The sequence below is a fragment of the Pelagibius sp. genome (assembly GCF_028289705.1).
Lineage (GTDB): Bacteria > Pseudomonadota > Alphaproteobacteria > Kiloniellales > Kiloniellaceae > Pelagibius.
The window spans coordinates 1-21,997 of record NZ_JANQOI010000143.1; the positions used below are offsets into that span (position 1 = coordinate 1).

17 protein-coding genes are annotated in these 21,997 nt (G+C 64.8%); 6 read left to right on the plus strand and 11 right to left on the minus strand.

The features are described 5' to 3' along the window. Positions 1–220: 220 nt before the first annotated feature. Both Q0996_RS18285 and Q0996_RS18290 read right to left on the minus strand, forming a co-directional pair. Positions 221–1,414, minus strand: a complete 1,194-nt coding sequence (locus Q0996_RS18285; RefSeq protein ID WP_299623031.1) for a glycosyltransferase — start codon at positions 1,412–1,414, stop codon at positions 221–223. A gap of 147 nt (positions 1,415–1,561) precedes the next feature. After that, positions 1,562–2,740: a hypothetical protein gene (locus tag Q0996_RS18290; protein WP_299623033.1), complete on the minus strand. Its 1,179-nt coding sequence runs from the start codon at positions 2,738–2,740 to the stop codon at positions 1,562–1,564. 226 nt (positions 2,741–2,966) lie between these two features. Here Q0996_RS18290 and Q0996_RS18295 point away from each other — a divergent pair, with 226 nt between their 5' ends. The 3 genes from Q0996_RS18295 to Q0996_RS18305 all read left to right on the plus strand — a co-directional run bounded on the left by Q0996_RS18295 (position 2,967) and on the right by Q0996_RS18305 (position 5,500). Next, positions 2,967–3,692, plus strand: a complete 726-nt coding sequence (locus Q0996_RS18295; RefSeq protein WP_299623068.1) for a glycosyltransferase — start codon at positions 2,967–2,969, stop codon at positions 3,690–3,692. Positions 3,693–3,771: 79 nt separating this feature from the next. Then, positions 3,772–4,467, plus strand: coding sequence for a hypothetical protein (locus Q0996_RS18300; protein WP_299623035.1), 696 nt, complete (start codon positions 3,772–3,774; stop codon positions 4,465–4,467). Between the two features lie 46 nt (positions 4,468–4,513). Then, on the plus strand, positions 4,514–5,500 hold the full coding sequence (locus tag Q0996_RS18305) for a glycosyltransferase family 4 protein (protein WP_299623038.1): 987 nt from the start codon (positions 4,514–4,516) through the stop codon (positions 5,498–5,500). 44 nt (positions 5,501–5,544) lie between these two features. Here Q0996_RS18305 and Q0996_RS18310 read toward each other — a convergent pair whose 3' ends face one another. From Q0996_RS18310 to Q0996_RS18340, 7 genes are all read right to left on the minus strand, one after another. Next, entirely contained in the window at positions 5,545–6,930 is a 1,386-nt protein-coding gene (locus Q0996_RS18310) for a glycosyltransferase (protein WP_299623039.1), read from the minus strand. A gap of 265 nt (positions 6,931–7,195) precedes the next feature. Then, on the minus strand, positions 7,196–7,468 hold the full coding sequence (locus tag Q0996_RS18315; protein WP_299623041.1) for a hypothetical protein: 273 nt from the start codon (positions 7,466–7,468) through the stop codon (positions 7,196–7,198). Between the two features lie 180 nt (positions 7,469–7,648). Continuing rightward, positions 7,649–8,737, minus strand: a complete 1,089-nt coding sequence (locus Q0996_RS18320) for a serine protease (RefSeq protein ID WP_299623042.1) — start codon at positions 8,735–8,737, stop codon at positions 7,649–7,651. 6 nt (positions 8,738–8,743) lie between these two features. Continuing rightward, a complete protein-coding gene (locus Q0996_RS18325) occupies positions 8,744–10,840 on the minus strand; it encodes an HD-GYP domain-containing protein (RefSeq protein ID WP_299623044.1) in 2,097 nt (698 codons plus the stop codon). 34 nt (positions 10,841–10,874) lie between these two features. After that, on the minus strand, positions 10,875–11,600 hold the full coding sequence (locus tag Q0996_RS18330) for a transglutaminase-like cysteine peptidase (RefSeq protein ID WP_299623047.1): 726 nt from the start codon (positions 11,598–11,600) through the stop codon (positions 10,875–10,877). 281 nt (positions 11,601–11,881) lie between these two features. Next, positions 11,882–13,216 (minus strand): HlyD family type I secretion periplasmic adaptor subunit, encoded by a 1,335-nt coding sequence (locus tag Q0996_RS18335; RefSeq protein WP_299623049.1) that lies wholly within the window; start codon positions 13,214–13,216, stop codon positions 11,882–11,884. 47 nt (positions 13,217–13,263) lie between these two features. Continuing rightward, the gene (locus Q0996_RS18340; RefSeq protein WP_299623052.1) at positions 13,264–16,014 is read right to left on the minus strand and encodes a type I secretion system permease/ATPase; all 2,751 of its coding nucleotides are present in this window, start codon (positions 16,012–16,014) and stop codon (positions 13,264–13,266) included. Positions 16,015–17,077: 1,063 nt separating this feature from the next. Between Q0996_RS18340 and Q0996_RS18345 the strand changes: the two genes are divergently transcribed. Both Q0996_RS18345 and Q0996_RS18350 read left to right on the plus strand, forming a co-directional pair. After that, on the plus strand, positions 17,078–18,358 hold the full coding sequence (locus Q0996_RS18345; RefSeq protein ID WP_299623055.1) for a TolC family outer membrane protein: 1,281 nt from the start codon (positions 17,078–17,080) through the stop codon (positions 18,356–18,358). A gap of 326 nt (positions 18,359–18,684) precedes the next feature. After that, a complete protein-coding gene (locus Q0996_RS18350) occupies positions 18,685–19,089 on the plus strand; it encodes a hypothetical protein (RefSeq protein ID WP_299623058.1) in 405 nt (134 codons plus the stop codon). 35 nt (positions 19,090–19,124) lie between these two features. Here Q0996_RS18350 and Q0996_RS18355 read toward each other — a convergent pair whose 3' ends face one another. Together Q0996_RS18355 and Q0996_RS18360 are read right to left on the minus strand one after the other, a co-directional pair. Continuing rightward, entirely contained in the window at positions 19,125–19,799 is a 675-nt protein-coding gene (locus tag Q0996_RS18355; RefSeq protein WP_299623060.1) for a ribbon-helix-helix domain-containing protein, read from the minus strand. A 147-nt stretch (positions 19,800–19,946) separates the two neighbouring features. Continuing rightward, positions 19,947–20,291 (minus strand): hypothetical protein, encoded by a 345-nt coding sequence (locus Q0996_RS18360; protein ID WP_299623063.1) that lies wholly within the window; start codon positions 20,289–20,291, stop codon positions 19,947–19,949. Positions 20,292–20,459: 168 nt separating this feature from the next. On the opposite strand from Q0996_RS18360, the gene Q0996_RS18365 reads away from it, so the two are divergent. Beyond that, positions 20,460–21,997 (plus strand): carboxyl transferase domain-containing protein (locus Q0996_RS18365; protein ID WP_299623066.1); only part of this gene is annotated, 1,538 nt, incomplete at its 3' end.

The following is a 21,997-nucleotide window of genomic DNA, read 5'->3' on the forward strand; positions in this document are numbered from 1 at the left end:
GCCGACAAACCCTCCGTCCCAATCAGCCACCGCATCAAAAAGTGCAACTGGAATGATGACTACATCATCTCCGCTCTCGCCCATATGCGATAGCCCTGCATCGAAGGGGGAGGGGGAAGCTATTGAAGCGGCTGAAAAATTCTCCTCCCCCCTTGACGGGGGGAGGCCGGGAGGGGGGTGAGCCGCATACCCGATGGGTCGCCTGTTTGCGCACTGCACGCTATCTGGCCGCGGTGGTGCCGGGTTTCAGGACCTCGAGGCAGGTGGTGAGGATCCGCTCCACGGTGTGCAGCGGCTGACGCGCCTGGATGTCTGCGGCCAAGGCTTGGGCGCGGGCGGCCATCGCAGAGTCGCTGGCCACCGCGTCGAGGATCGGCGGCAGCGCCTGGTCCAGGTCCTTGTTCATCAGCAGACGGCCGACCCCCAGTTGGGCGAGGGCCTCGCCGCTGAGGCGGGCCTCCATGTGGGTCGGCAGGGTGAGCTGGGCCCGCCCGGCGCTGAGCGCGGCACAGCAGGTGCCGTTGCCGCCATGGTGGATGATCAGGCTTGTGCGCTGCATCACCTGATCCATCGGTTGCGGTTCGCGGTGGACTGTCAGGCCGGGCCGCTCCAGCGCCTTGGCGACGTCGTCGGTCATCCCCCGCGCGAAGATCTCGCCGGGCATGGAACTGGCCCGCAGTCCGCGCAGGAAGGGCTTGGTCTTCCTGTGTTCCAGGCTGACGTAAGCGAAGAAGTGGGCCTTTTCGGGCAGCGGCAGCGGCTGCTGCAGGCCCTCGACGGGCCCGATCACCGGGTCTTCCCGCAACCCGGCATAGGGGTCCAGCTCCGGCAAGGTACAGACCAGCCGGCCGGCGGTGCGGAAGGGCTCGGTCACGCTTTCGGGAACCGGCCGCCCGTTGCGCTCCTGCACATATTGCATCACCTGCAGGGCGTGGGCGGGATCGACCATAGGCTTGCGGCCGCGGCGATAGATCGGAAAGTTCTCCTCATGGGCCGGCGGCAGGGTAAAGCCGTCAGCGACCTGGACGACGGGGCGCTCGCGGAAGCAGGCGAGGATGCAGATCGGGCTGTGGTCGCAGACCACCAGATCGGGGTCCACCTGATCGATCAGGCCGCGCCAGGCCAGCATCCCGGCGTGCAGGCTCTGGCGCCGGTAAAAGCCGGAGTGGCACATGATGTCCAGATAACTGGCGATGGGGGCCGGCCGGGGCGTGCCGGGAATCGGCTCGACCATATCGGGCACCGGCAGGATCGGCCGCTTCTCCCGCGCCAGCAGGACGGCGTTTTCCTTGATGTTGCGCAGGAAGAAGAGGACCTCGTGGCCCGCGGCCTCCAGCCCCCGGATCACCGGCATCAGGCGGTGGACATGGCCGTGGCCGCCCCCCAGTTCGTAGCCCACAAGGACCTTGGCCATACGCCCCCGCTGTAGCTCTTTCTCTATACCGTTTTCGACTGACGTCGAAGCGGTTCCGGGCCGCTCCCCCGCCCGGCCACCCATAGGATACTGGTGCTGGGTGGCCGGGCGGGGGAGCGGGCCGGTGCCGTCAAGACATGAAGCATCTTACCGCCCCGACAGGGTCGCCTGGCAGGTCTCGATGATGCGTTCCATCGGCCGGAAGGGACCGACGTCCTTGATCTCCTTGGCAATGATCTTGGCGCGTTCGGCGCGCTTGGCGTCGTTCATCGTCTCCTCCAGGATCGCCGCCCCGTCGGACTCCAGATCCTTGGCCGTGGCCATGCGGCCGACGCCGATGCGTCCCAGGGCCTGGGTGTTGAGCAGCGTCTCCTCGTGGATCGGCAGCGCCAGTTGAATGCGCCCGGCACTGCAGGAGGCCAGCGCCATGCCGCTGCCGCCGTGGTGCACGGTCATGCTGGCCCGGCGCAGCATCTTTTCGATGGGCTGCGGCGATTTGTAGAACGTCAGGCCGGGGCGCAGGTACTTCTTCGCGGTCTCCTCGGTCATGCCGCGGATGTAGGCTTCCGCCGGCAGCTTCGAGGCCTTCAGCACCGCAAGGAACTTGGGGGTGATGCGGTTTTCGATCCCCAGATAGACGAACAGCGCCGGCGTCTTGGGCATCGGCATTGGGGCCTGCAGGCCCTCGGTCGGACCGATCACCGGGTCCTGGCGCAGATCCTTGTAGGGGTCCAGGCCTTTCAGGGTGCAGATCAGCCGCCCTGCAGTGCGCAGGGGCGCGGTGACGCTGGGCACCTTGGGTCCGCCAAGGCGCGCCTGGACCTCGTTCATCACGGCCACCAGATGGTCAGTATCCACCGTGGCCTTCTTCTTGGGCCGGAAGGGCGGGAAGACCTCATCCTGCGCCGGCGGAATCGTGAAGCCGTCGCCGACCTGAACCACGGGGATGCGGCCATAGGCGGCAAAACAGGTCACCGGGCTGTGGTCGCAGACAATCAGGTCGGGGCGCAGGTGATCGAACAGCGTCCGCCAGGCCAGGGTGGCGGTGAAGAGGGTCTCCAGCTTGCCGAAGCCGCAGTAGGTCATGATGTCGCTGTAGGCACCCATGCGCTTCGGCTCCCGTTCCGCGGGATTGGGCGCCACCAGATCGGGGCTGGGAACGAAGGGCAGGGGGTTCTTGGTGATCTCCGCGCGGCAGTCATAGGGGTTGCGCAGGAACAGAGTCACCTGATGGCCGAGGGCGGCCAGCACCTCACCCACCGGCACCAGGCGCCGGTAGTGGCCCAGGTTGTCGCCACGCTCATAGCCGATCAGGATTCGTGCCAAGGCTCGGTCCTTGTTCCGTCAGGGGACCGCGCTGTGCATTCCCCCATGGTCCTTCTTCCCACGATTTGGTTGATAAATTCTTCCGGGCGCCTGCCGCAAGCTGTAAATCCCGGTGTCTTGGGTTCCGGCCGCCATGTTAGAAATTCTTAGCAAATTTGCGACTAAAGAGTAGCGGGAGCCGCCGCCGCGGCGCGCAGGGCCCCAGGGCCGGAGGATCTTGGTTGACGTGAAGATCGCGGTGATTACGCCATACTTCGACGAGGACGAGGCGACCCTGCGCGCCTGTCACGAGAGCGTCAGCCGCCAGAGCCATCCGGCGACCCACATCCTTGTCGCCGATGGCCGCCCGAAACCCTGGGTCGCCGACTTTGCAGCCCAGCACATCGTTTTGCCGGTCAGCCACAAGGACTATGGCGATACGCCGCGCGGGCTCGGCTCGCTTTCCGCGGTCCGCCAGGGCTTCGACGGGATCGCCTTTCTCGACGCGGACAACTGGTATCAGCCCGACCACATCGAGACCGTCGTCAAGCTCCACCGGGACACCGGAGCCGCGATCTGCTCGACCCGGCGCAGCATCCATCGTCTGGACGGCAGCCTTCTGGGTTACTGCGAAGCATGCGACGGCGACGACTTCGTCGACACCAACTGCCTGGCGGTGTTTGGGGAGGCCTTCGCGCTTCTGCCGAACTGGACGCTGATGCCGGCCTGGGCTCATGCGGTGGGGGACCGCATGATGTGGCATCTCCTGCGGCAGAGCGGGCTGAAGCGGGCCCATCTGCCCCGCCACACGGTGTGCTATCGCTCCTCCTTTCATTTCCACTACCTGAAGATGGGCGAGACGCCGCCGGCGGGCGTCTCGGCGCCGAAAAACGTCGCCTCCGCGATCAGCAGGTGGCATGCGAAGGGCTTGCCGCCCTTCAAGACGGTCACAGTGTTGCGGCCACCTGAATGAGGCGGGAGGGGCAGCGGCGCCGGGCCCCGCCGCTTGCTGCGAGGTCCCCGAGGATGGGTGCGTAGGTGAGGAACGATCCGTGAGCAGTCCCTGCAAGAACTTCTGTGTCATGACCACCGGCCGCAGCGGCTCGACCTCTCTCATGGAGGCCCTGGAGCGCCATGACGACATCGCACTGCCGATGAAACAGATCGCCTGCGCCGACAACGAGCTTCTGAGACCGGAGGGCCTGGCCAAGCATTGCGCTGACTACGCGGGGCTGCTGGGCGAGGCGATCGACGGGCCGGACCAACTCATCGACGCGTTCTACCGTCACAATGCGGCGGCGCCCTTCGCCGGCTTCAAGTCGATGCCGCACCGCCACGCGAACTACGAGGCTTTCGTTTCGCGTTCCGATATCACCTTCATCACCCTCGTCCGGGAAGACAGGGCCTCGACCGTCGCCAGCTTCATGCTGGCGCTGCGCAGGGGAACCTGGCGGCGGCATGGCCAGGTGCCAAAACAAACCTGGACCTTCGGTCCGGAAGACAAGCCCCAGGCGCAGTCCATCCTTGCCCGGCTCGACGACAATCTGCGCATGCTCGAGCGCATCCCGAATGCCATTCGGGTGTCCTACGAGGCAATCTGTCGCGAGGAGTTCCACTCGCCCGAACTCGAACGCCTGTTCGGCCGGCCCATCGGCATCGACAACCCCCGGACGCCGATCTCCGGTGAGGCCTATACGGAGAACTGGGGCGCTTTCGTCTCGGCGCTCGGCATCTCGGGGCAGGTGTAGGGTCCAGGGTCATGCCACCGGGTAGCTGGCCGCCTCGAAACGAGCGATGACCAAAGCACTCCACATCGTCAATCCCTTCAGCAACCCCTTCGGCGGCAGCGAGCAGCGCGCCCTGCAGCTCTATGACCGTCTGCGCGCGCATAGCGATGTGTCGCTCTGGTCGACCGGTGAGGCTCATGAGGACATTGCGGCCCGCTATCCCGTGACAGGGATTGATATCCAGGCGGGGCTCCGCCCCGGCGCGGGAACGCTGATCCTCGTGGGCGCCTATTTCGCCGCCGAGCGGTGGCTGGGAGCACTGCGGCCGCAGCGGATCATCTATGTCTACAACACGCCGAGCAAAATGCTCTTCAGAAAGCGCCTGGAACTGGCGAAGACACTCACCGGTGTGGAGCCGGAGATCGTCTATACCTCGGAACTGGGGGCAGCGGAGATCGGCCTGAAAGGCCGGATCGAAAAGTCGCCCATAGATCTCCAGCGGTTTCATCCCGAACGGCGGGAACGTTGGAGCCGCCGAGACCAGTCCTTCGCCGTGGGGCGGCACAGCAGGGACGTTCCCGAGAAGCATCACGGCGAAGATGCCGGGCTCTATCAGGCGCTCGGCGCCGAGGGCATCAGGGTGCGTCTGATGGGCGCGACCTGCCTGCGCGAAAGGTTCGCCGGGCAGGCCGGCAGCATTGTGGAACTCCTGCCCTGCGGTGCGGAGCCGCCGGAGGACTTCCTCGCGCGCCTTGACTGCTTCTACTATCGGACATCGGAAGAGTGGCCGGAAGCCTTCGGCCGCGTGGTGGCCGAAGCGATGGCCAGCGGTCTTCCGGTTGTCTGTGACCGGCAGGTGGGGGCCGCCGGAATGATCTCCCATGGCAGCGACGGTTTCGTGGTTGCCGGCACCGACGCCGCCCTAGCGGCCATTCGCCTGCTGCACGGCGACCCGGAACTGCGGCAAAAGATCGGCCGCAACGCACGCCTGAAGGCCGAGGCGGTCTATTCCTCGGCCTACCAGCAAGATCTCATCGATTACTACACCGCCTGACGGGCCCTCCCGACAGGCTGGGATGTTTGCGGTGGACGGCTTGGTCAGTCGACCTTGGCCGGTTCCTTGGCGGTCTTGGAGCGCGAAGACCTGCGCTTGCCGGTCCCTGCTTTGCTGGTCCCTGGCTTGCTGCGTGCCTTGGGCTTGGTCTTGCTGGTGGCTGCGGTTTTCTTCGCCTGCGCGCCCTTGGTGCGGCTGGTGCCTGTCGTTTTGCTGCCGCCTTTGGCGCCACCCTGGTTGCGCGGGGTGCGGAAGCTCGGCTTTCCTTCCTTGCTGCCGGCGACGGGGCGTTTGCCGGCGATCAGGTTGTCGATCAGCTTCAACTGCTCTTTTAGGCACTTCTCAAGATCGTAGGTCTGCACGATCGAAGCACGGGCCTTCTTGCGGATGGCGGCCATGCGGTCCTTGTGGTCCAGCACCTCGTCGACCCGGTCGGCGATCGACTGGTGATCGAAGAAGTCGAACAACAAGCCGTTGCTGCCGTCCTTGATGACCTCGGTGACCGGCTGTGTGTCGGAGGCGACCAGCAGGCACTGCGATGCCATGGCCTCCAGCACCGACCAGGACAGGACGAAGGGGAAGGTCAGATAGACATGCACGCCCGAGACCTGGATCACCTTCAGGTAGGTCGAATAGGGCACGCGGCCGAGGAAGAAGACTCGGCTGAGATCGAGGTCGACCTCCTGTAGGGCTTTAGCGCGGTAGGTCTGCCCCTCCGGCAGGGAACGGCCGTAGCTCACGTCGTCGCCGCCGATGATGATGATTCGCGCTTTCGGACGCCGCTTGAGGATGAGTTCGGCGGCGCGCATGAACTGGGGAAAGCCGCGGTAGGGCTCCAGGTTTCGCACCACGTAAGTGACGACCTCCTCGCCTTGCCGCAGGGTGGTCACAGCGCCGTCGGTGTTCCTGATTTCAATGCTGGCGTCGGGATTGGGCTGACAGATCGAGGTGTCGATACCGTCGTGGATGACCGAGATCTTGTGCCGATACTCCGCGGGATACTGCTGGAACTGCCAGAAGGTCGGCGACATGCCGGCGTCGGCGGCTTCCAGGCCCATGAACTGGACGATGTTCTTGGTGCGGATCCGGCAGTGGGTGTCGAGGGTGCTGGGGTTTTCCGGATCGAAACCCACGTCGGCGCCGACGGCGTGGTAGTAGAACTCGAAGAAGTTCAGCAGCGGCGTATCGGCGAAGATGTCTTTCAGGTAGAGGGTTTCTCCCCAACCCGGGTGCCCGATGATGATATCCGGCACGAAGCCCTGGTTCTTGAGGTTCAGGGCCTGGCGGGCGACCTCCTGCCCGTGGAGAATGGCGCGCTCGGTATCGCGGATGTAGCGGTGTGTGGACCCGGCAGGTTCCCTGTTCGGCTTGTAGACAATCTTACGAATATTCGGAAGATCGATCGCTTCGCGTTTTGTAATAAAGACCACCGTATTTTCTGTATCGGCGGCAAGCCTCTGGCAAATATGCTTGTATTGCCCAGGCATATTCTGGTGGACGAAGAGATATTTCATCGCTTGGGTCTTTCCGTTGCCCAATCACCCTGGGACGCGGCGAAATTCAGTCTACAAAAGTTCCTTTAGATTCGGCCAATTTGTTCAATTTTGCGTAAAGGCCGGCGGGAGCGGGCCTTTCGGAGTGTCTTGGCGGGATTGGTGGCCAGGCCGCCCGGCGCCGCGGCCGGAATCAGAGGAATCAGAGGTTGGAGAGCGCCTCGTCCAGGTCGTCGCCCTTGGCCGGCCCTTCCACGCGGTCCTTCTCGTTCGCCCGCGCCTGGATTTGCTCCAGGGCCTTGGCGAGCTGGAGTGTGAGCTGCTTGAGCGAACCCACCGGCATCAAAAGATTGCCGGTGGTGTGGGCCTCGAGTTCGGCTTTTTGATTCCGGCGCCGAAGTTGCACCAGTTCGATCCGAACCACCCCGTTGGACACGACAATCGATCCGGTCCCATCCGCAAAAATATCGGTCATGAACGAACGTCCTTCTTGTCATTCAATTGGAAAGCCACCCTGGAAAATCCCCCGACGGCAACCGACGGCGGCCTTGGCGCCTCAGCGAGTCCGTAAAGCCGACGCCCGTCCCGTTCTGGATAGCAGGCTTGCGCGCACCAATCCAGCGCCCCCGCAGCGGCAGGCTCCGCCCCCTGGTCTCTAGCGAGGGGTGGCCAGAAGCAGCCTGCCCAGCATGGCAAGCGACGCATGGCCGTTGTTGGTAAGCCCGCTATCAGCCTGGAAGCGGCTCAGGGCCAGGGCCCGGCGCTCCTCCTTCGCCCGCAGATCATCGCCGCCTTGCAGATAGCCAAGGCGCCGCAGCAGGCTGTCGATGGTCACGAGCGGCAGCGTTGCGGCTTCGCTGCCGGCCTGCGGCGGCTGCCCGTCGGTCCATCTCAGTGCGGCCTGCGAGAGGGCGGAGGCGGCATCGCGCTCGCCACCGTCCGGGTGGAACAGTCCAAGCGAAAGCACCCCGGCCAGCGCGACGTTGTCGGGGGTTCGAAGATCCACCACATGCAGGCCGACAGCGTAGAACGCCCCATCGGCATAGAGCAGAAGAGGGGATCCCGAATCACCCTTAATGACGCTGCAATCATGGGTGATCAGGCGGCCGCGCTGGGCGACGGTGTGGATGCGGCAGCCCCAGCCCGCCGTCATCACATGGGCGCGGTCGCGCCGGTAGCCGGCCTGAAGCAGCAGCGCATCGCCGGCCCTGATGCGCGATCCCATTAGGCCGTCCAGCTTTCTCATGCCCAGCCAGCCGGCCTGGCGTCCCAAGGGCTTCTCGAGCGTCAGGATGGCCCAATCGCGGACCGCCGCTTGGGCGGTCGGTTCCAGGGTGTAAGTGAAGGCCTTTGCGCGCCGATAGCTCGTGACCTTGGAGTGCAGGATGTAGCGGTCGCGCTGATAGCCGGCGATGAAATGGATCTCGATGGCGCCACGCCAGCGGCCGGCGCGCGGATCGTAAAGGCAGTGGGCTGCGGTCAGGACGTGACGTTCGCCGACGAGGAAGCCGGTGCAATGGCCGCGGCCGCCGGCGTTGACCCGGCCGATGGCACTCCAGGGATACTCCATGGCGTTGATCTCGACCCGGTCGTCATCGACCTGGGCCCGGGCGGAGAAGTCGACGCCATGGACCACACCGGCAGGCCAGAGGAGCAACGCACTGAGGACGAGCGCGGAGAAGGCCAAAGCCCTCTTGCCGCAGGCCATGAAAACGGCGCGGAATCCGGCTTGGACGCTGATCACGCGCGATCAGCCAGCCGCAATGCCGGCTATCAGTTTTTCACCGGAGATTGTCGTTGCCACCTGTCGTAATGCCTCGATCACCTTCGGGTCGTAGCGGCTGGAATTCTCCTGCAGGATATCCAGAACCGCGTCCGGTGCAAGGCTTGCCCGGTATGACCGGGGTTCGACCCGGGCGCAGAAGACATCGCAGGCGCCCAGGATCCGCGCCGCCAGGGTGATGGCGTTGCCCTCAAGGCCCTTGGGGTAGCCCTTGCCGTCGAGGCGTTCGTGCATCTGGGCGATGGTCTCCACCACCGGCAGCTCGAACTCGATGCCGTCGAGCAGGTGGACCGCGTGCTCGACGTGGGTTTCCATCTGGCGGATCTCGTCTTCGGTGAGGCGCGCCGGCTTGGTCAGAATGGCCTCCGGGACCGCCAGTTTTCCGATCTGGGACAGGTTGGCCGCCAGCTCGACCGTGGTCAGCAGATCGTCGGCGCAGTCCATCTGCCGCCCGACCGCCACGGCAAACTCGGCTACGCGCCGGGAATGGCCCGCCAGATAGGGGTCGCGCAGCTCGATGGCGCGCACCAGGGCGGCGACCATCTGCTCGATGGCGCGTTCCTTTTTGCGGCGCTGTTCCACCAGTTCGGTGATGTCGCGGGTGACCGAGACGATTCCCCTGGAGGTGCCGTCGGTGTCGAGGAAGGGGGCCTTGGAGATCTGCAGGTGGCGCAGGGAGGAGTCGAAGTAGATTTCCTCGTCGACGGTCACCGTTTCCTGGTTCTTCAGGACGCGCCGGTCGCTCAGGGCCAGGCGGTTGGCCGTACCGCGCCCGAAAATGGCCGCATCGTCCAGACCCGCGATGGCTTCCGGGTCGCGCCCCACCGCCGCGGCGAAGGCGGGATTGGCGTAGACGTAAGTCCCTTCGGCATCCTTCAGCCCGATGTGTTCGGAGATCGCCCCGTTGATGCTGTCGAGAAGCTGTTTCTGGGCCTGGATGCGCCCGGCCAGGCTCTGATATTGCCGCGCCAGTGCCTCGTTGTGCAGGCTGGACAGGCGCCACCAGAACGCACCGAAGGCCACCGCGACCGCAACCACGACCAGCGCGGCGACGACAATGGCGGCGGTGGCGTAGGTCTCCAGCGGGCGTTCCGCCACGCTGACCTCCAGCTCCTCGACGATCCACCAGGTGGGGCCGGAGACCATGGCGCCGGCGGAATAGACCTGGCCCGGTCCGGAAAGCGAGGCGCGCCGCGCGAAGGGGACCTCGCCGGCGGCCAGATCGAAGCCATCCAGGGAAACTTCGCGGATCGCCTCCGCCGAGCCCGGAGCGATGCGGAACAGCGCGCCGCCGTCGAGCTGGAGAAGCGTGCGCCGGACACCGGGACTGGCCTGGAGATTGACGGCGAGGATTTCCGCCAAGCTGCCGGCCAGCGGCGTCACCAGCACCAACACAGCGACCGGCGGGGCCGTGCCGGGTTCCACCTGCGCGGCGAAAACCGGGATTGCCAGATCCAGCGCCATGCCGGCGGGCAGGGCGCGGGCCGGGCCGAACACGGTCTGGCCGCGCTCGACGGCCTGCTTGGCCAGCGCGCGCTGCAGCGCCGTGTAGCTGGCGGCGCCGTCGGAGGCGGCGAAGGTGTCGCCCTTGCGGCCGACCAGATAGGCGGCGAGAAAGTCGGCATTGGCGGCAAAGTCGGTGATCACCCGCTCGATGAACGGCAGTTGCTCGACCAGCGGCACGCCGAGGCCGCGCTCCTCTTCGCTTTGCGGAGCGGCGAGGCGCGCCATGTCGCCGTCGGCCAGGTCCATCTCCGCCGCGAAGAGGCGGATCAGTTCACTCTCGACCAGGGGGTCGGCCAGGCGTTGGGTGCCCTGCAGCCAGGTTGAGACGACCTCGGCCTGGCCGCGGGCGGCGATCTGCAGGCGTTCGGAGATCTGGCCCATGAGCTGCGAACGCTTGGCGTCGATGGTCAGCTTGGGCACCAGGAAGGCTGCAAGGGCGATGACCGCGACGACGACCGCTCCCCACAGCAGCACCCGCCAGCGCCGCGATTGCTGGGGAGCTGCGTCCGCGGCCGAGAAATCCAGGAGTTCCGCCGCATCTGGCCCGCTGATCGTCATGATCGGGTTATCTCATAGAGGAATTAACGATTGTTTACAAAGATGCCGTGCGCTTCTTCGTATAGAAATGCGCCCAACGTGTGGTTTCGTTCATCGAATACTGGGGCACATAGTGGCGGTACTTGCGGTGTGAAAAGATAAGATCGCTGAGGCTGTCCAGGATCAGGATGTCCTTGGGCTGGTAGACAGCGAGCACCGCGTGGCCGATGCCGCGAATTCGGTCCAGCAGGATCACCACCCGCATCTCCTCGTTGGTCAGGCCCAGGTCGCGCAGCACGAAGAACTTGGCGATGGAATAGTCCTCGCAATCGCCGGAACGCTTCATGAATTCCCGGGGCGAGGCCCAGAACTCGCTGACGCCGTAAAGCTGCTGGTCGATCTTGTAGGGCCAGCGGTTGAAGTAGCTGTTGACGGTTTTCAGCATCTCCAGGCGCGGCTTGCCCTTGGCCGCCGTCGCCACCTCTCGCCAGGACCTGAGGCCCGCGGCATCGCAGGCGTTGGCGTCGTTCAGACAGGCATGGAAGCTGCGCCGCTCCTGCTTCATCTTGGAGAGCACGCGGGCCCATTGGGGCAGCGCCTTCAGACTGGCTGAGGAAACCTCTGTCGAACCGAAGAGCGCATCGCCCTGGTTCTGGTTGGACTTGAGGAGATCTTTGAGGGTCTGTGCCGTGGCCGGGGGCGCCAAGGCGGGCAGCACGAGACCCCCGGCGACCGTGCCGAGCATGGCTGCGGACCTGCGAAGGAAGGCACGGCGATCCAACGACCTCGCTCCCGGATGTGTGGCCTCCCGCACCATGGGAAGAGAGGCCTCGAGCCCTGGAATCCCCTAGGAATCCCAACCGAAAGCATGGCCGTTTTGGCTTAATGGAGATTTGCGAAAGATGGTTTACGCCGTCACGCCTGAGTGAGGCGCATTCGCGGCGAATTCGAGGGATATTGCAGCGGTCTTGGTAAAGAGACCGCAGAGGCCGCGTCGAATTGAAGCTGCCGCGGCTCAGCGGCCAGAATCTGGCGGTCAGGGCCCGGCGGTTTGGTCCTGGCTTAGCGTTCGCGCAGGGCCGTGCCCTGGGCCTTCAGGATCGGCTTCAGAAGGTAGTCGAGGACCGATTTCTCGCCGGTCAGGATCTCCGCGGTTACCGTCATGCCGGGGATGATCGGCAGCGCCTCGCCGTTGCGCTCCAGGGCGCTTTCCTGGGTGCGCAGGTAAACCCGGTAGAAGCTCTCGCCCTGCTCGTCCTTGATGGTGTCGGCCGAGATCCGCTCCAGGCTGGCGCTGAGGCCGCCGTAGATCGAGAAGTCGTAGGCCGAGACCTTGATGATGGCGTCCTGGCCAGGGCGCAGGAAGGCGATGTCGGCGGGGCGCACCTGCGCTTCGACCAGCAGGGTGTCGTCGAGCGGGACGATCTCCATGATGTCCTCGCCCGGCTGAATGACGCCGCCGACGGTGGTGCGCTTCAGGTTCTTCACGGTGCCGCGGACCCGCGAGCGCACGGAGGTTCGCGTCACCCGGTCCTGGCCGGCGAAGAGCGACTGGGAGATCGACTGGAGCTCCGCGCGCACCCGGTTCAGCTCGTCGGAGCCTTCGGTGCGGCTGGAGAGAATCATCTCCTGGACGCGCTGCTCGGCTTCCTTCTGGGCCGCCTGCAGGCGTGGGATGGCGGTCCGGATTGTGCGGATCTCCCCCTCCAGGTCCGCCACCTGGCGGTCGATGCGGATGAGGTCGATCCGCGGCATCACACCCTTCTGCACCAGGGGCCGTGTGATCGCCTGCTCCTCACGGGCCAGACGCAGGCTCTGCTCGAGCTGGCGCCGGCGGCTGCCCATCTCGGCGACTTCCTGCTTGCGCTGCCGGGCCTGGGACTCCAGCACCGAGACCTGCGCCTCAAGCTGGCGCTTGCGGGCGTTGAACAGGCGCTGCTGGTCGGCCGCCACGATGGGCGCCTCCGCCTTCACCGAGTCCGGGAAGGCGATTTCTTCCAGCTCGTCGAGCTCGGCAACGAGCCGGGCTTCGGTCGCCTGCAGGCTGAGGTACTGGGCGCGCGCGTCTTGCAGGTTGGCGGTCGCGATGGTGTTCTCGATGCGGACCACGACGTCGCCGGCCTCCACGATGTCGCCTTCGCGCACCAGGATCTCGGAGAGAATGCCGCCTTCCAGGTTCTGGATCACCTGGGTCTTGGAGGAGGGGATGATGGAACCCTCGCCGCGGGTCACTTCTTCCAGTACCGCGTAGTGTGCCCAGATGCCCATGACCGCGAAGAACACGATCGAGATCACGGTCAGGATATAGGCGAAGCGTCGGCCGCGATGGCGCGTGGCCGCGTCCACATCGGGCATGAAATCGAGGTCGTCGCGATTGAAAACGCCTTGTGAACTCATCCTTGTTCAGTCCCTTTTGGAGCCGTCGCGGCTTTCTGTTCCCCGCGCTAGTTCGCGCTCGCGCGGATCTGGCCCTGACGCAGGGCCCGCAGGACGTCGTCTTTCGGACCGTCGGCGACAATCTTGCCGTTGTCGATAATCAGCAAGCGGTCGACCAGGGTCAGCAGCGAGCTGCGGTGCGTCACCAGAAACAGGGTCTTGCCCGCCAGCATCGCCTCGAGACGCCGCTTGAAGGCCGCCTCAGAGGAATTATCCATATGGCTGGTGGGCTCGTCGAGCAGGATGATCGGCGGGTCCAGCAGCAGCGAGCGGGCGATGGAGACCGACTGGCGCTGGCCGCCCGACAGGCCCATGCCGCGCTCGCCCACCGGCAGGTCGAAACCCAGCGGATGGGCGCGCAGGAAATCGCTGACGCCGGCCACCTCGGCGGCACGCAGGATCGTCTCGTCATCCACGTGGGGGGCGCCGAAGCAGATGTTGTCGCGCACCGAGCCGAAGAACAGGTAGTTGTCCTGAGAGACATAGCCGATGTTGCGGCGCAGGTCGGCAGGGTCGACCTGGCGGATGTCGGTGCCGTCCATCAGGATGGCGCCGTCCATGGGCTCGTAGAGGCCGACCATCATCCGCGAGACCGTGCTCTTGCCAGAGCCGATGCGCCCCAGCATGCCGACCCGCTCGCCCGGCTTGATCTTGAAGGAGAGGGTGTCCAGCGCCTTGGTTTCCTGGCCGGGGTAGCTGAAGGTGACCTGTTTGAACTCGATCTGGCCGCTGAGTCTCGGGCGGTGCAGGAAGCGCTTGCTCTGGGCCCGCTCGACCGGTGCCTTCATCAGCGAGTCGAGGGACTTGAGGGCGACGCGCGATTGCTGCAGGCGGGTGAGCATGGCGGCGACGGCGCCCAGCGGCGCCAGGGAGCGGCCGGTCAGGATCGTCGCGGCGATCAGGGCGCCCATGGTGATGTTGCCCGCGGCAATCTCATAGACGCCGAACACGATCACGATCACGGTCGCCATCTGAATGGAGATCTGGGCGAAGGTGGTCGCCATGCCGGAGATGAAGCGCGCCCGGCCCGAGGATTCGGCGGAAAGGCCGACGAAACGCTCCCAGGAGCGCTGTACCCGGCCCTCGGCGGCGGTCGCCTTGATGGTCTCCAGTCCGTCGATGGCCTCCACCAGCAGGGCATGCTTCTGGCTCGCCTCGCGCTGGCTCTTCTCCATGATGCTGCGCAGCGGATACTGCAGGAAGAGCCCGACGAAGATCACGAGGGGAACCATGGCCAGAGGCACGAAGGCGACCGGCCCGGAGACGATGTAGATCACGCCGATGAAGAGGAAGATGAAGGGCAGGTCGACCAGGGCCACCAGGGTTCCTGAGGTGAAGAACTCGCGCAGGGTCTCGAACTCGCGCAGATTGTTGGCCATGGCGCCGGTCGAGGCCGGCTTGGCGTCGAGACGCGTGGCCATCAACTGTTCCAGCAGCCGGCTGGCGATGATGACGTCGGCGTTCTTGCCGGCGATATCCACGAAATAGGTGCGCAGGTTGCGCATCAGGAACTCGAACCCGAAGACCGTGATCACGCCGATGGCCAGCACCCAAAGGGTCTCGATGGCCTGGTTGGGGACCACGCGGTCATAGACGTTCATGATGAAGAGAGGGCTCGCCACGGCAAAGCAGTTGATCAGGATCGAGGCCAGGATGACGTGGCTGTAGATCGGCCAGAACTGTGCCAGGGTTCCCCAGAACCAGGCGCGCGGCTCCACCAGCTTGCGGTCGGGCGCGCGCTCGTCGAAGCGCGCCTCGGTCCGCGCGAAGATGGCATAGCCGGTGAACTGCTCCTGCAGCGCGGCCACGTCCACCGACTTCGAGGTGCCGCCCGCCTCCGGCAGCAGGACGTCGGCGTGGCCGTTGGCGAGGCCGGTCAGGACGCAGCAGTTACCGCCCTTCAACAGCAGGATGCAGGGCAGGGTCACCGGCAGGATCTTGGCAAGCTGTGGGCGGCGGACCACCCGGGCGGTCAGCCCGGCGCGCTCGGCGGCGCGGACGGCCAGTTCGGGTGTGAAGGCCTCCTGCGCATGGGGCAGGCCCGCCTTCAGGGCCTCCGTCGAGATCGGCCGCTGCATCAGGCCGGCCAGGAGCGACAGGGAGCGGACGAGAGGATCCTCGAAATCAACGGAAGAGGGCGCCACCGCCCAGCTCTTGTCGTCCTGGTCTTCCAGCAGATCCTTGGTCTTCAGACGTGCGCCGGGCATCGCCGTCTTGTCGTCCTCCTGCGCTTCCGACTCTGACTCGGCCAGGTTGGCCGACATGGACGACGGACGGCGGGTATCGATTGCCTCACTCACGTTGGCTTTGTCCTCACTCGAACTGGCGCGTCGGGCGATCTTGGCCATCAGCGGGTTCTTTTTCGCCGCCTTGGCGTCTTCGGGCCCCGTATCCTTGGCCGGCGCCCTATCCTGGGCCGGGCCCGCCGCTTTGGCAGGGTCCGGCTCTTCCGGCTCGTCCGAGTCCGGCTCTTTGGCCTTGCCGTCCTCCCGCTCGGCGGGGGCCGGGGCGAGGCTGTCGGGAAGCTTTATCTCCGGGTCGGTCCGAATTTCCTCGGTGCTGGCCGAGGCGGATGCCGCCACGAGTTCCGGAGGCTTCGGCGCCTTTGCCGCAGGTTTGGTCGTCTCCTTGGACGGTGCTGCGGTGTCTGCCCGGTCCAGCGAAAGGCTCGGCTCTTGCGGGCCGTCGGCCCGGCTCGCCAATTCCTTCTCGGCGCCGAGGTCTTTCCGCATCGTCTTGCTGTCGTCGCGGGCGACCATAGTGTTCCTGTTGCTCCCCCGTTTGAGGTTGCCGTCTCCGCGCGCCGGCTGAACCGGCACTTAACCTAGGATCTGCAGGACGCCTCGGCTTCGCGGTAGCCAGTTCTCAACGCAAAGATCTTGCGAACCCCAAGCTTCACCATAGTCATTACGAATTCGCAAAGGACCGGGTTTCAGCCTGCAGACACTAATGAGAAAAGCTAACCGCGCTTCATTCTGAAACGGTTAATAGCACACTTTCCGGTGGGGGCCATGCAAATCGCCCTCGCGGTCGCCGTGCCGCTGCTCCTCTGCCGTGACCTTCGCATCTCTCTGTTTCCCAGTGATTATAAGGCCTTACCGCTCCCGCGGCAGGGACAGCCCGACACTAGGCCGTGCCCGGGCCGATGGGCTGTGCGATTTGTCACAAGGCTGTGGTAATGGTCCACCCCAGTCTTCCCCGAGGGGTGCGGCCAAGTCAGCACTTAAAAGGCGAATACTTAACCAGGCCTCAATCATTCGAGGATTGACTGTCGGTTGATCCAGGTACTGGCGGCGATGTGCGCCTGCACAAGACCGCACAATCGGTCGTGGAAGGGATGGTCCGGCGCCCCTCGGCGAAGGGGCATTGACAGAATCGGAGTGCTGGCCCTATGGGCAAAGCGGACAGTTCGGATGTTTAGTTGAAGGTCGCTATCTGCAGCCGTGGGAAATCTGCGTTGGCTCAGACGGTTGGGTCTGTCTCTTCAGACCTTGCGGGAGTGGCCGTAACGTGCGATTGTGGTTAATATGTCACGGTGTGGCAAATCAAGCGGCGGGGTCGCCAATAACGCAAGTTTGCCTTGGGTGGCCGCGTTGACAGCCAAACTGGAAACAGGTTACAAGTCGCGCATACTTCTAGATTTGTTTGCCTTTCGTCCTTGTCCGGGCGTTTAGGCCCGACACGGGGGAGAGGTATTGAATGCGAGATTTTAAGTCGGGGGAAGCTAGCATGAGCTGGTCTAGCAAGACGAGTATTGGGCTTTTTAAAGCCACTCTTCTTGGAAGTGCTTTGGCGTTGCCAATGGCGATGTCTGCAAATGCCATGACACTGCAAGATGCGGTGCAGCAGGCGATTTCGACAAACCCGGACATTGGTGTCGTTGCAAGCAACCGTGAGGCGGTGGATCAGGAGCTGCGTCAGGCGCGCGGCCTTTACTTGCCGCAGATCGATCTGGCGGCCGGCCTCGGCGTTGAGGCCTTCAATGATTCAACATCACGCACCACCGGCGGTGACGTGACGCAGACGAAGCGGCAGGAAACCTCTCTGACCCTGCAGCAGCGCCTGTTCGACGGCTTCGAGGCCGGCGCGACCGTGGAACGCGAGATGGCCCGGGTCGAATCCGCTGCCAGCCGGGTTCTGGAAAACTCCGAGGTCCTGGCCCTGGATGCCATCGGCATCTACCTCGAAGTTCTGCGCCAGCGTGATCTGGTGAAGCTGGCCGAGGACAACGTGGCCTATCACCAGCAGGTCCTGACGGCCCAGCGGGCCCGTCTGGAAGGCGGTGGCGGCAGCCAGGCTGACGTCGTGCAAACCGAGGCGCGCTTCGCGCGGGCCGATAACACCCTCATCGAGACCCTGAACGATCTGCGTGACGCCGAGGCGGTGTTCACGCGCATCATCGGGTCCTTCCCGGGCAACGACCTCAGCTATCCCGAGTTCCCCGCGGCATCGCTTCCGGGCGACCTGGACCAGGCGGTGCAGTTGGCCGTGCGGAACAACCCGACGACCAAGATCTTCGAGGCCGACGTGCGCACCGCCGAGGCGGAAGTGGAGCTGGCCGAAGTGCCGCTCTACCCGGCGATCACGCTCGAGGCGCAGTCCGAGTACAACGACGGCACCTCGGCGCTCGACACCTACGAGTTCAACAACCAACTCATGGTCCGGCTGCGCTGGAACCTGTTCCGCGGCGGTATCGACCGCGCGGCGCGTCAGGAAGCGCTCTTCCGGCTGACGGAAAGCAAGAACCGGCGCTATCAGTCGGTGCTTGAGTCGCAGCAGGAAATGCGCACCTCCTGGTTCGCGCTGGAAGCGGCGCGCGAGAGCATCGAGGCGCTGGAAGACTCCCGTGACTTCAACCGGGCGACCCTCGAGGCATACGAACAGCAGTTCGAAGTCGCCCAGAGGACCCTGCTGGACGTGCTGGACGCGGAGAACGAGCTCTTCGTCTCCGAGGGCCTGCTGGTGACGGCACAGACCAACGAGCAGCTTGCCTCCTACCGGATCCTGGGCGTTGGCGGCGTGCTGCTTGAGACCCTGGGGGTCTCGGCACCGCAGCAGGCGGTTGTGGAGCACAAGTCCTGGGCCGAAGGCCTGGTTGACTGATCGACCGGGGCGGCCGTTCCAGAACGGCCGCTCGAAGGTAAAGCGCAGATGGCGGTACCCCAGATCGGGGTGCCGCCATTTCCTTTGCGCGCTTTGTGGGTTCGCGAGGGCAGAGGCCTTGTGTAGCCGGTTTGATCCGAACGGATGGGCTTTTGATCAATCCAGGGTAGATCATAAGTACTATGATCAGTGGCCTTGGAGGTATTTAGGAATAATTACACATTTCGGCCGAACCGGGGCGCCTGAGCAGTTGTCCTACCCGCCGGATCGCACTATTTTGTAGAGGATCCAACAGGTAGTCGCGCCGGAGAGGCGGCTGTTTAGGCATGAACGAGAACAAACCAGCCGTGGACCTGCCACAGGCGCCCGTCAGCGCGGAAGAACCGGCTGACCAGGGCTTGCTTCTCGACGACGACCAGGAACGCCTGCCGTTGGTGATTGTCGAGCCGGGGGCGCCGTCTCCGGCAGACGAGTTGGATACCGATTCCGTTCTCCTCACCCTCGACGACCTGTTGCCCGATCCCCAGGGCGAGGTGGTTCTGTTCACCGGCGATGATGTGTCGGTCAATATTCTGACCAAGGAAACCATCACCGAATTCGGGGTGGCCGAAGAACATGTCACGGCCTCGGGCGTGGATGTCACCGGGCTGAACTTCTACAGCTTCGAAGGTGGCATGACCGTCTACAGCGCCAGCGACGTCCTGATCATCAACGATCCCAACATCGCCTGAGCCTCCGGCGTCTGATCGCCGGTCCGTCTGACCTGCTAGACTTCGTCGCGCTGTGCGGCCTTCGGCGGCACCGGGATGCCGCCCGGAAGTGGGGGCCGCTTGGCCTGCAGCGAGAGCCACATAACGGCGTAGAACTCCTGATAGGTCTGCGACCGCAGGGCCAAGATGTTGGCCTGGGCGGCATTCACCCGGCCCGGCGCCACGTAGAGCAACTTGGCATCCGTTTTCATTTCGCGCCCGGTGATGAGGTCCTGCCAGACCTCGCCCAGAGAGCGCCGCGTGCGGACCTGGACCAGACTGGTCAGTTCGGCGCCGATCACGGCGACGTCGGTGGGCCCCAACCACTCCCCGAAGGCGTGATTGTAGGCGATCACCGTCCGGTAGCGGGAGAGGATCAGCCCCGGATTGGGGCAGTTGGTGACCACGTCCAAAAGGCCGTGATGCGTCGGACCGAGGGTCGCCCGCGCCAGGGCCTGCTCGCCCTCCAGCATGCAGAAGACCCGGAGATAGGAAGAGAAGTTGGGGCCCTCATAGCGCATCGCCAACTCTGCGACGAAGCGCCCCAGCCGGACCCGCTGACGTTCGGCAAGGATCTCGAGGGTCTGCCAGTAGATCGGCTCCAGCCGCACCGAATAGCGCTTGTTGCGATACTGGACGATGCGCGGTTTGGGCGCCTGGTTCTCAAAGCTCTTGGGTGCGGGAATCTGCAAGGACGCTGATCTGCCTGCGGCTGCCGATGCGGAGATTACTCATACATAAATATGATGTAGCGTGCAAGCCATCCCACTGCCCCGTGGCCGGGACAGCCCCTAGCCTGGCCCGCATCGATGCTCAGGGCCAGCGCCCAGGGCTGATGCTCAGGGCAGCATGATGTCTTCGTGTTCGCTGATGATGCTGCCGAGGTCGGAGAGCTTGGTACGGAGGTTATAGCGGCGCGCCAGCTTCTCCTGTGCCGGGGTGGGAAGGTCCGTGAGCATGAAGACGCGCTTGTCGATCAAGACGGCGATGACGTCTTCGATCACGCGGATGATCTCGCGGTCGGTGGCCTCCAGCTCAGCCCGGATCTCGGCAGGCTTCAGGCCGTTGGTAAGGTAGCTCACCAGTTCAGGGTCGTCGAAGGCGACCTGTTCGTAGGCCCGTTCGGTTTCATTCTCCTGCACGTCGGTGATCCGACCCTGGTCGTCGCGCGCCACGTAGGGCATGGCCATCCTCCTTCCAATGCGCAGCACGCTATTTGCCCATTGGTTAACATCGGGTAAGCATTCGGCCCTGGCTCACCGGAAAGGCCTTAAATCCCTTGCATTTTGTTTGCCGCCATCCGCAAGCTGGCGAAGCCGTCGCTGTTGTGTTTCACGCCGATTCGCCAGGCCATGCCGCTCATTGCCAGTAAAGCCAACACCCGGGACCCGGAGTTCGCCGAGAATGACCGCAGCAACCGGGCGCTGGTGGAGGATCTGCGCACGCGGGTGGAGCAGACCAAGCTGGGCGGCGGGGAGCGCGCCCGGGAGCGCCACCTGGCCCGCGGCAAGCTGCTGCCGCGCGAGCGCATTCGCTGCCTTTTGGACAGCGGCTCCCCGTTCCTGGAACTGTCGCAACTGGCCGCATCGGGCCTCTATGACGACGAGGTGCCGGCGGCCGGCCTGATTGCGGGCATCGGCCGGGTGTCCGGCCGCGAATGCCTGGTCTTGGCCAACGATGCCACGGTCAAGGGCGGAACCTACTATCCGATCACGGTGAAGAAGCATCTGCGGGCCCAGGAGATCGCCGAGCAGAACCATCTGCCCTGCCTCTATCTGGTGGATTCCGGGGGCGCCAATCTGCCCAACCAGGACGAGGTCTTTCCGGACCGCGACCACTTCGGGCGGATCTTCTTCAATCAGGCCAACATGTCGGCCAAGGGCATTCCCCAGATCGCCGTGGTCATGGGGTCCTGCACCGCGGGGGGCGCGTACGTCCCCGCGATGGCGGACGAGAGCATTATCGTCAAGGAGCAGGGCACCATCTTTCTCGGCGGCCCGCCCCTGGTGAAGGCGGCGACGGGGGAGGTGGTGAGCGCGGAGGACTTGGGTGGTGCCGAGGTGCACACCCGCACCTCGGGAGTTGCCGATCACTACGCCGAGGACGACTCCCATGCGCTGGCCATCGCCCGGCGCGCGGTGGCCATGCAGAACCGGCCCAAGGCACAAGGCCTGGAGGTGACCGAGCCGCGAGAGCCTCACTACGACCCGGCCGAACTCTATGGCCTGGTTCCCCGCGATCTGCGCAAGCCCTATGATGTCCGCGAGGTCATCGCCCGCATCGTCGACGGCAGCGAACTCGATGAGTTCAAGGCGCTCTACGGCCAGACCCTGATCTGCGGCTTCGCCCATCTCTGCGGCTATCCCGTGGGCATCCTGGCCAACAACGGGATCTTGTTCTCCGAGTCCGCGGTAAAGGGCGCGCACTTTATCGAGCTCTGCTGTCAGCGGGGCATTCCCCTGGTCTTCCTGCAGAACATCACCGGGTTCATGGTCGGCCAGAAGTATGAGGCCGGCGGGATCGCCAAGGACGGGGCCAAGCTGGTCACCGCGGTTGCCTGCGCGAAGGTGCCCAAGTTCACGGTGATCCTGGGCGGCAGCTTCGGCGCCGGCAACTACGGCATGTGCGGGCGCGCCTACGGCCCCCGCTTTCTATGGATGTGGCCCAACGCGCGGATCTCGGTGATGGGCGGCGAACAGGCCGCCACGGTGCTGGCGACCCTGCGGCGCGACGCGATGGAAGCCAAGGGCGAAAGCTGGGGCGAGTCGGAAGAGGAGGCCTTCAAGACGCCGATCCGCGAGCAGTACGAGGAACAGGGCCATCCCTACTATGCGACGGCGCGGCTGTGGGACGACGGCATCATCGATCCGCGCACGACGCGCGACGTGGT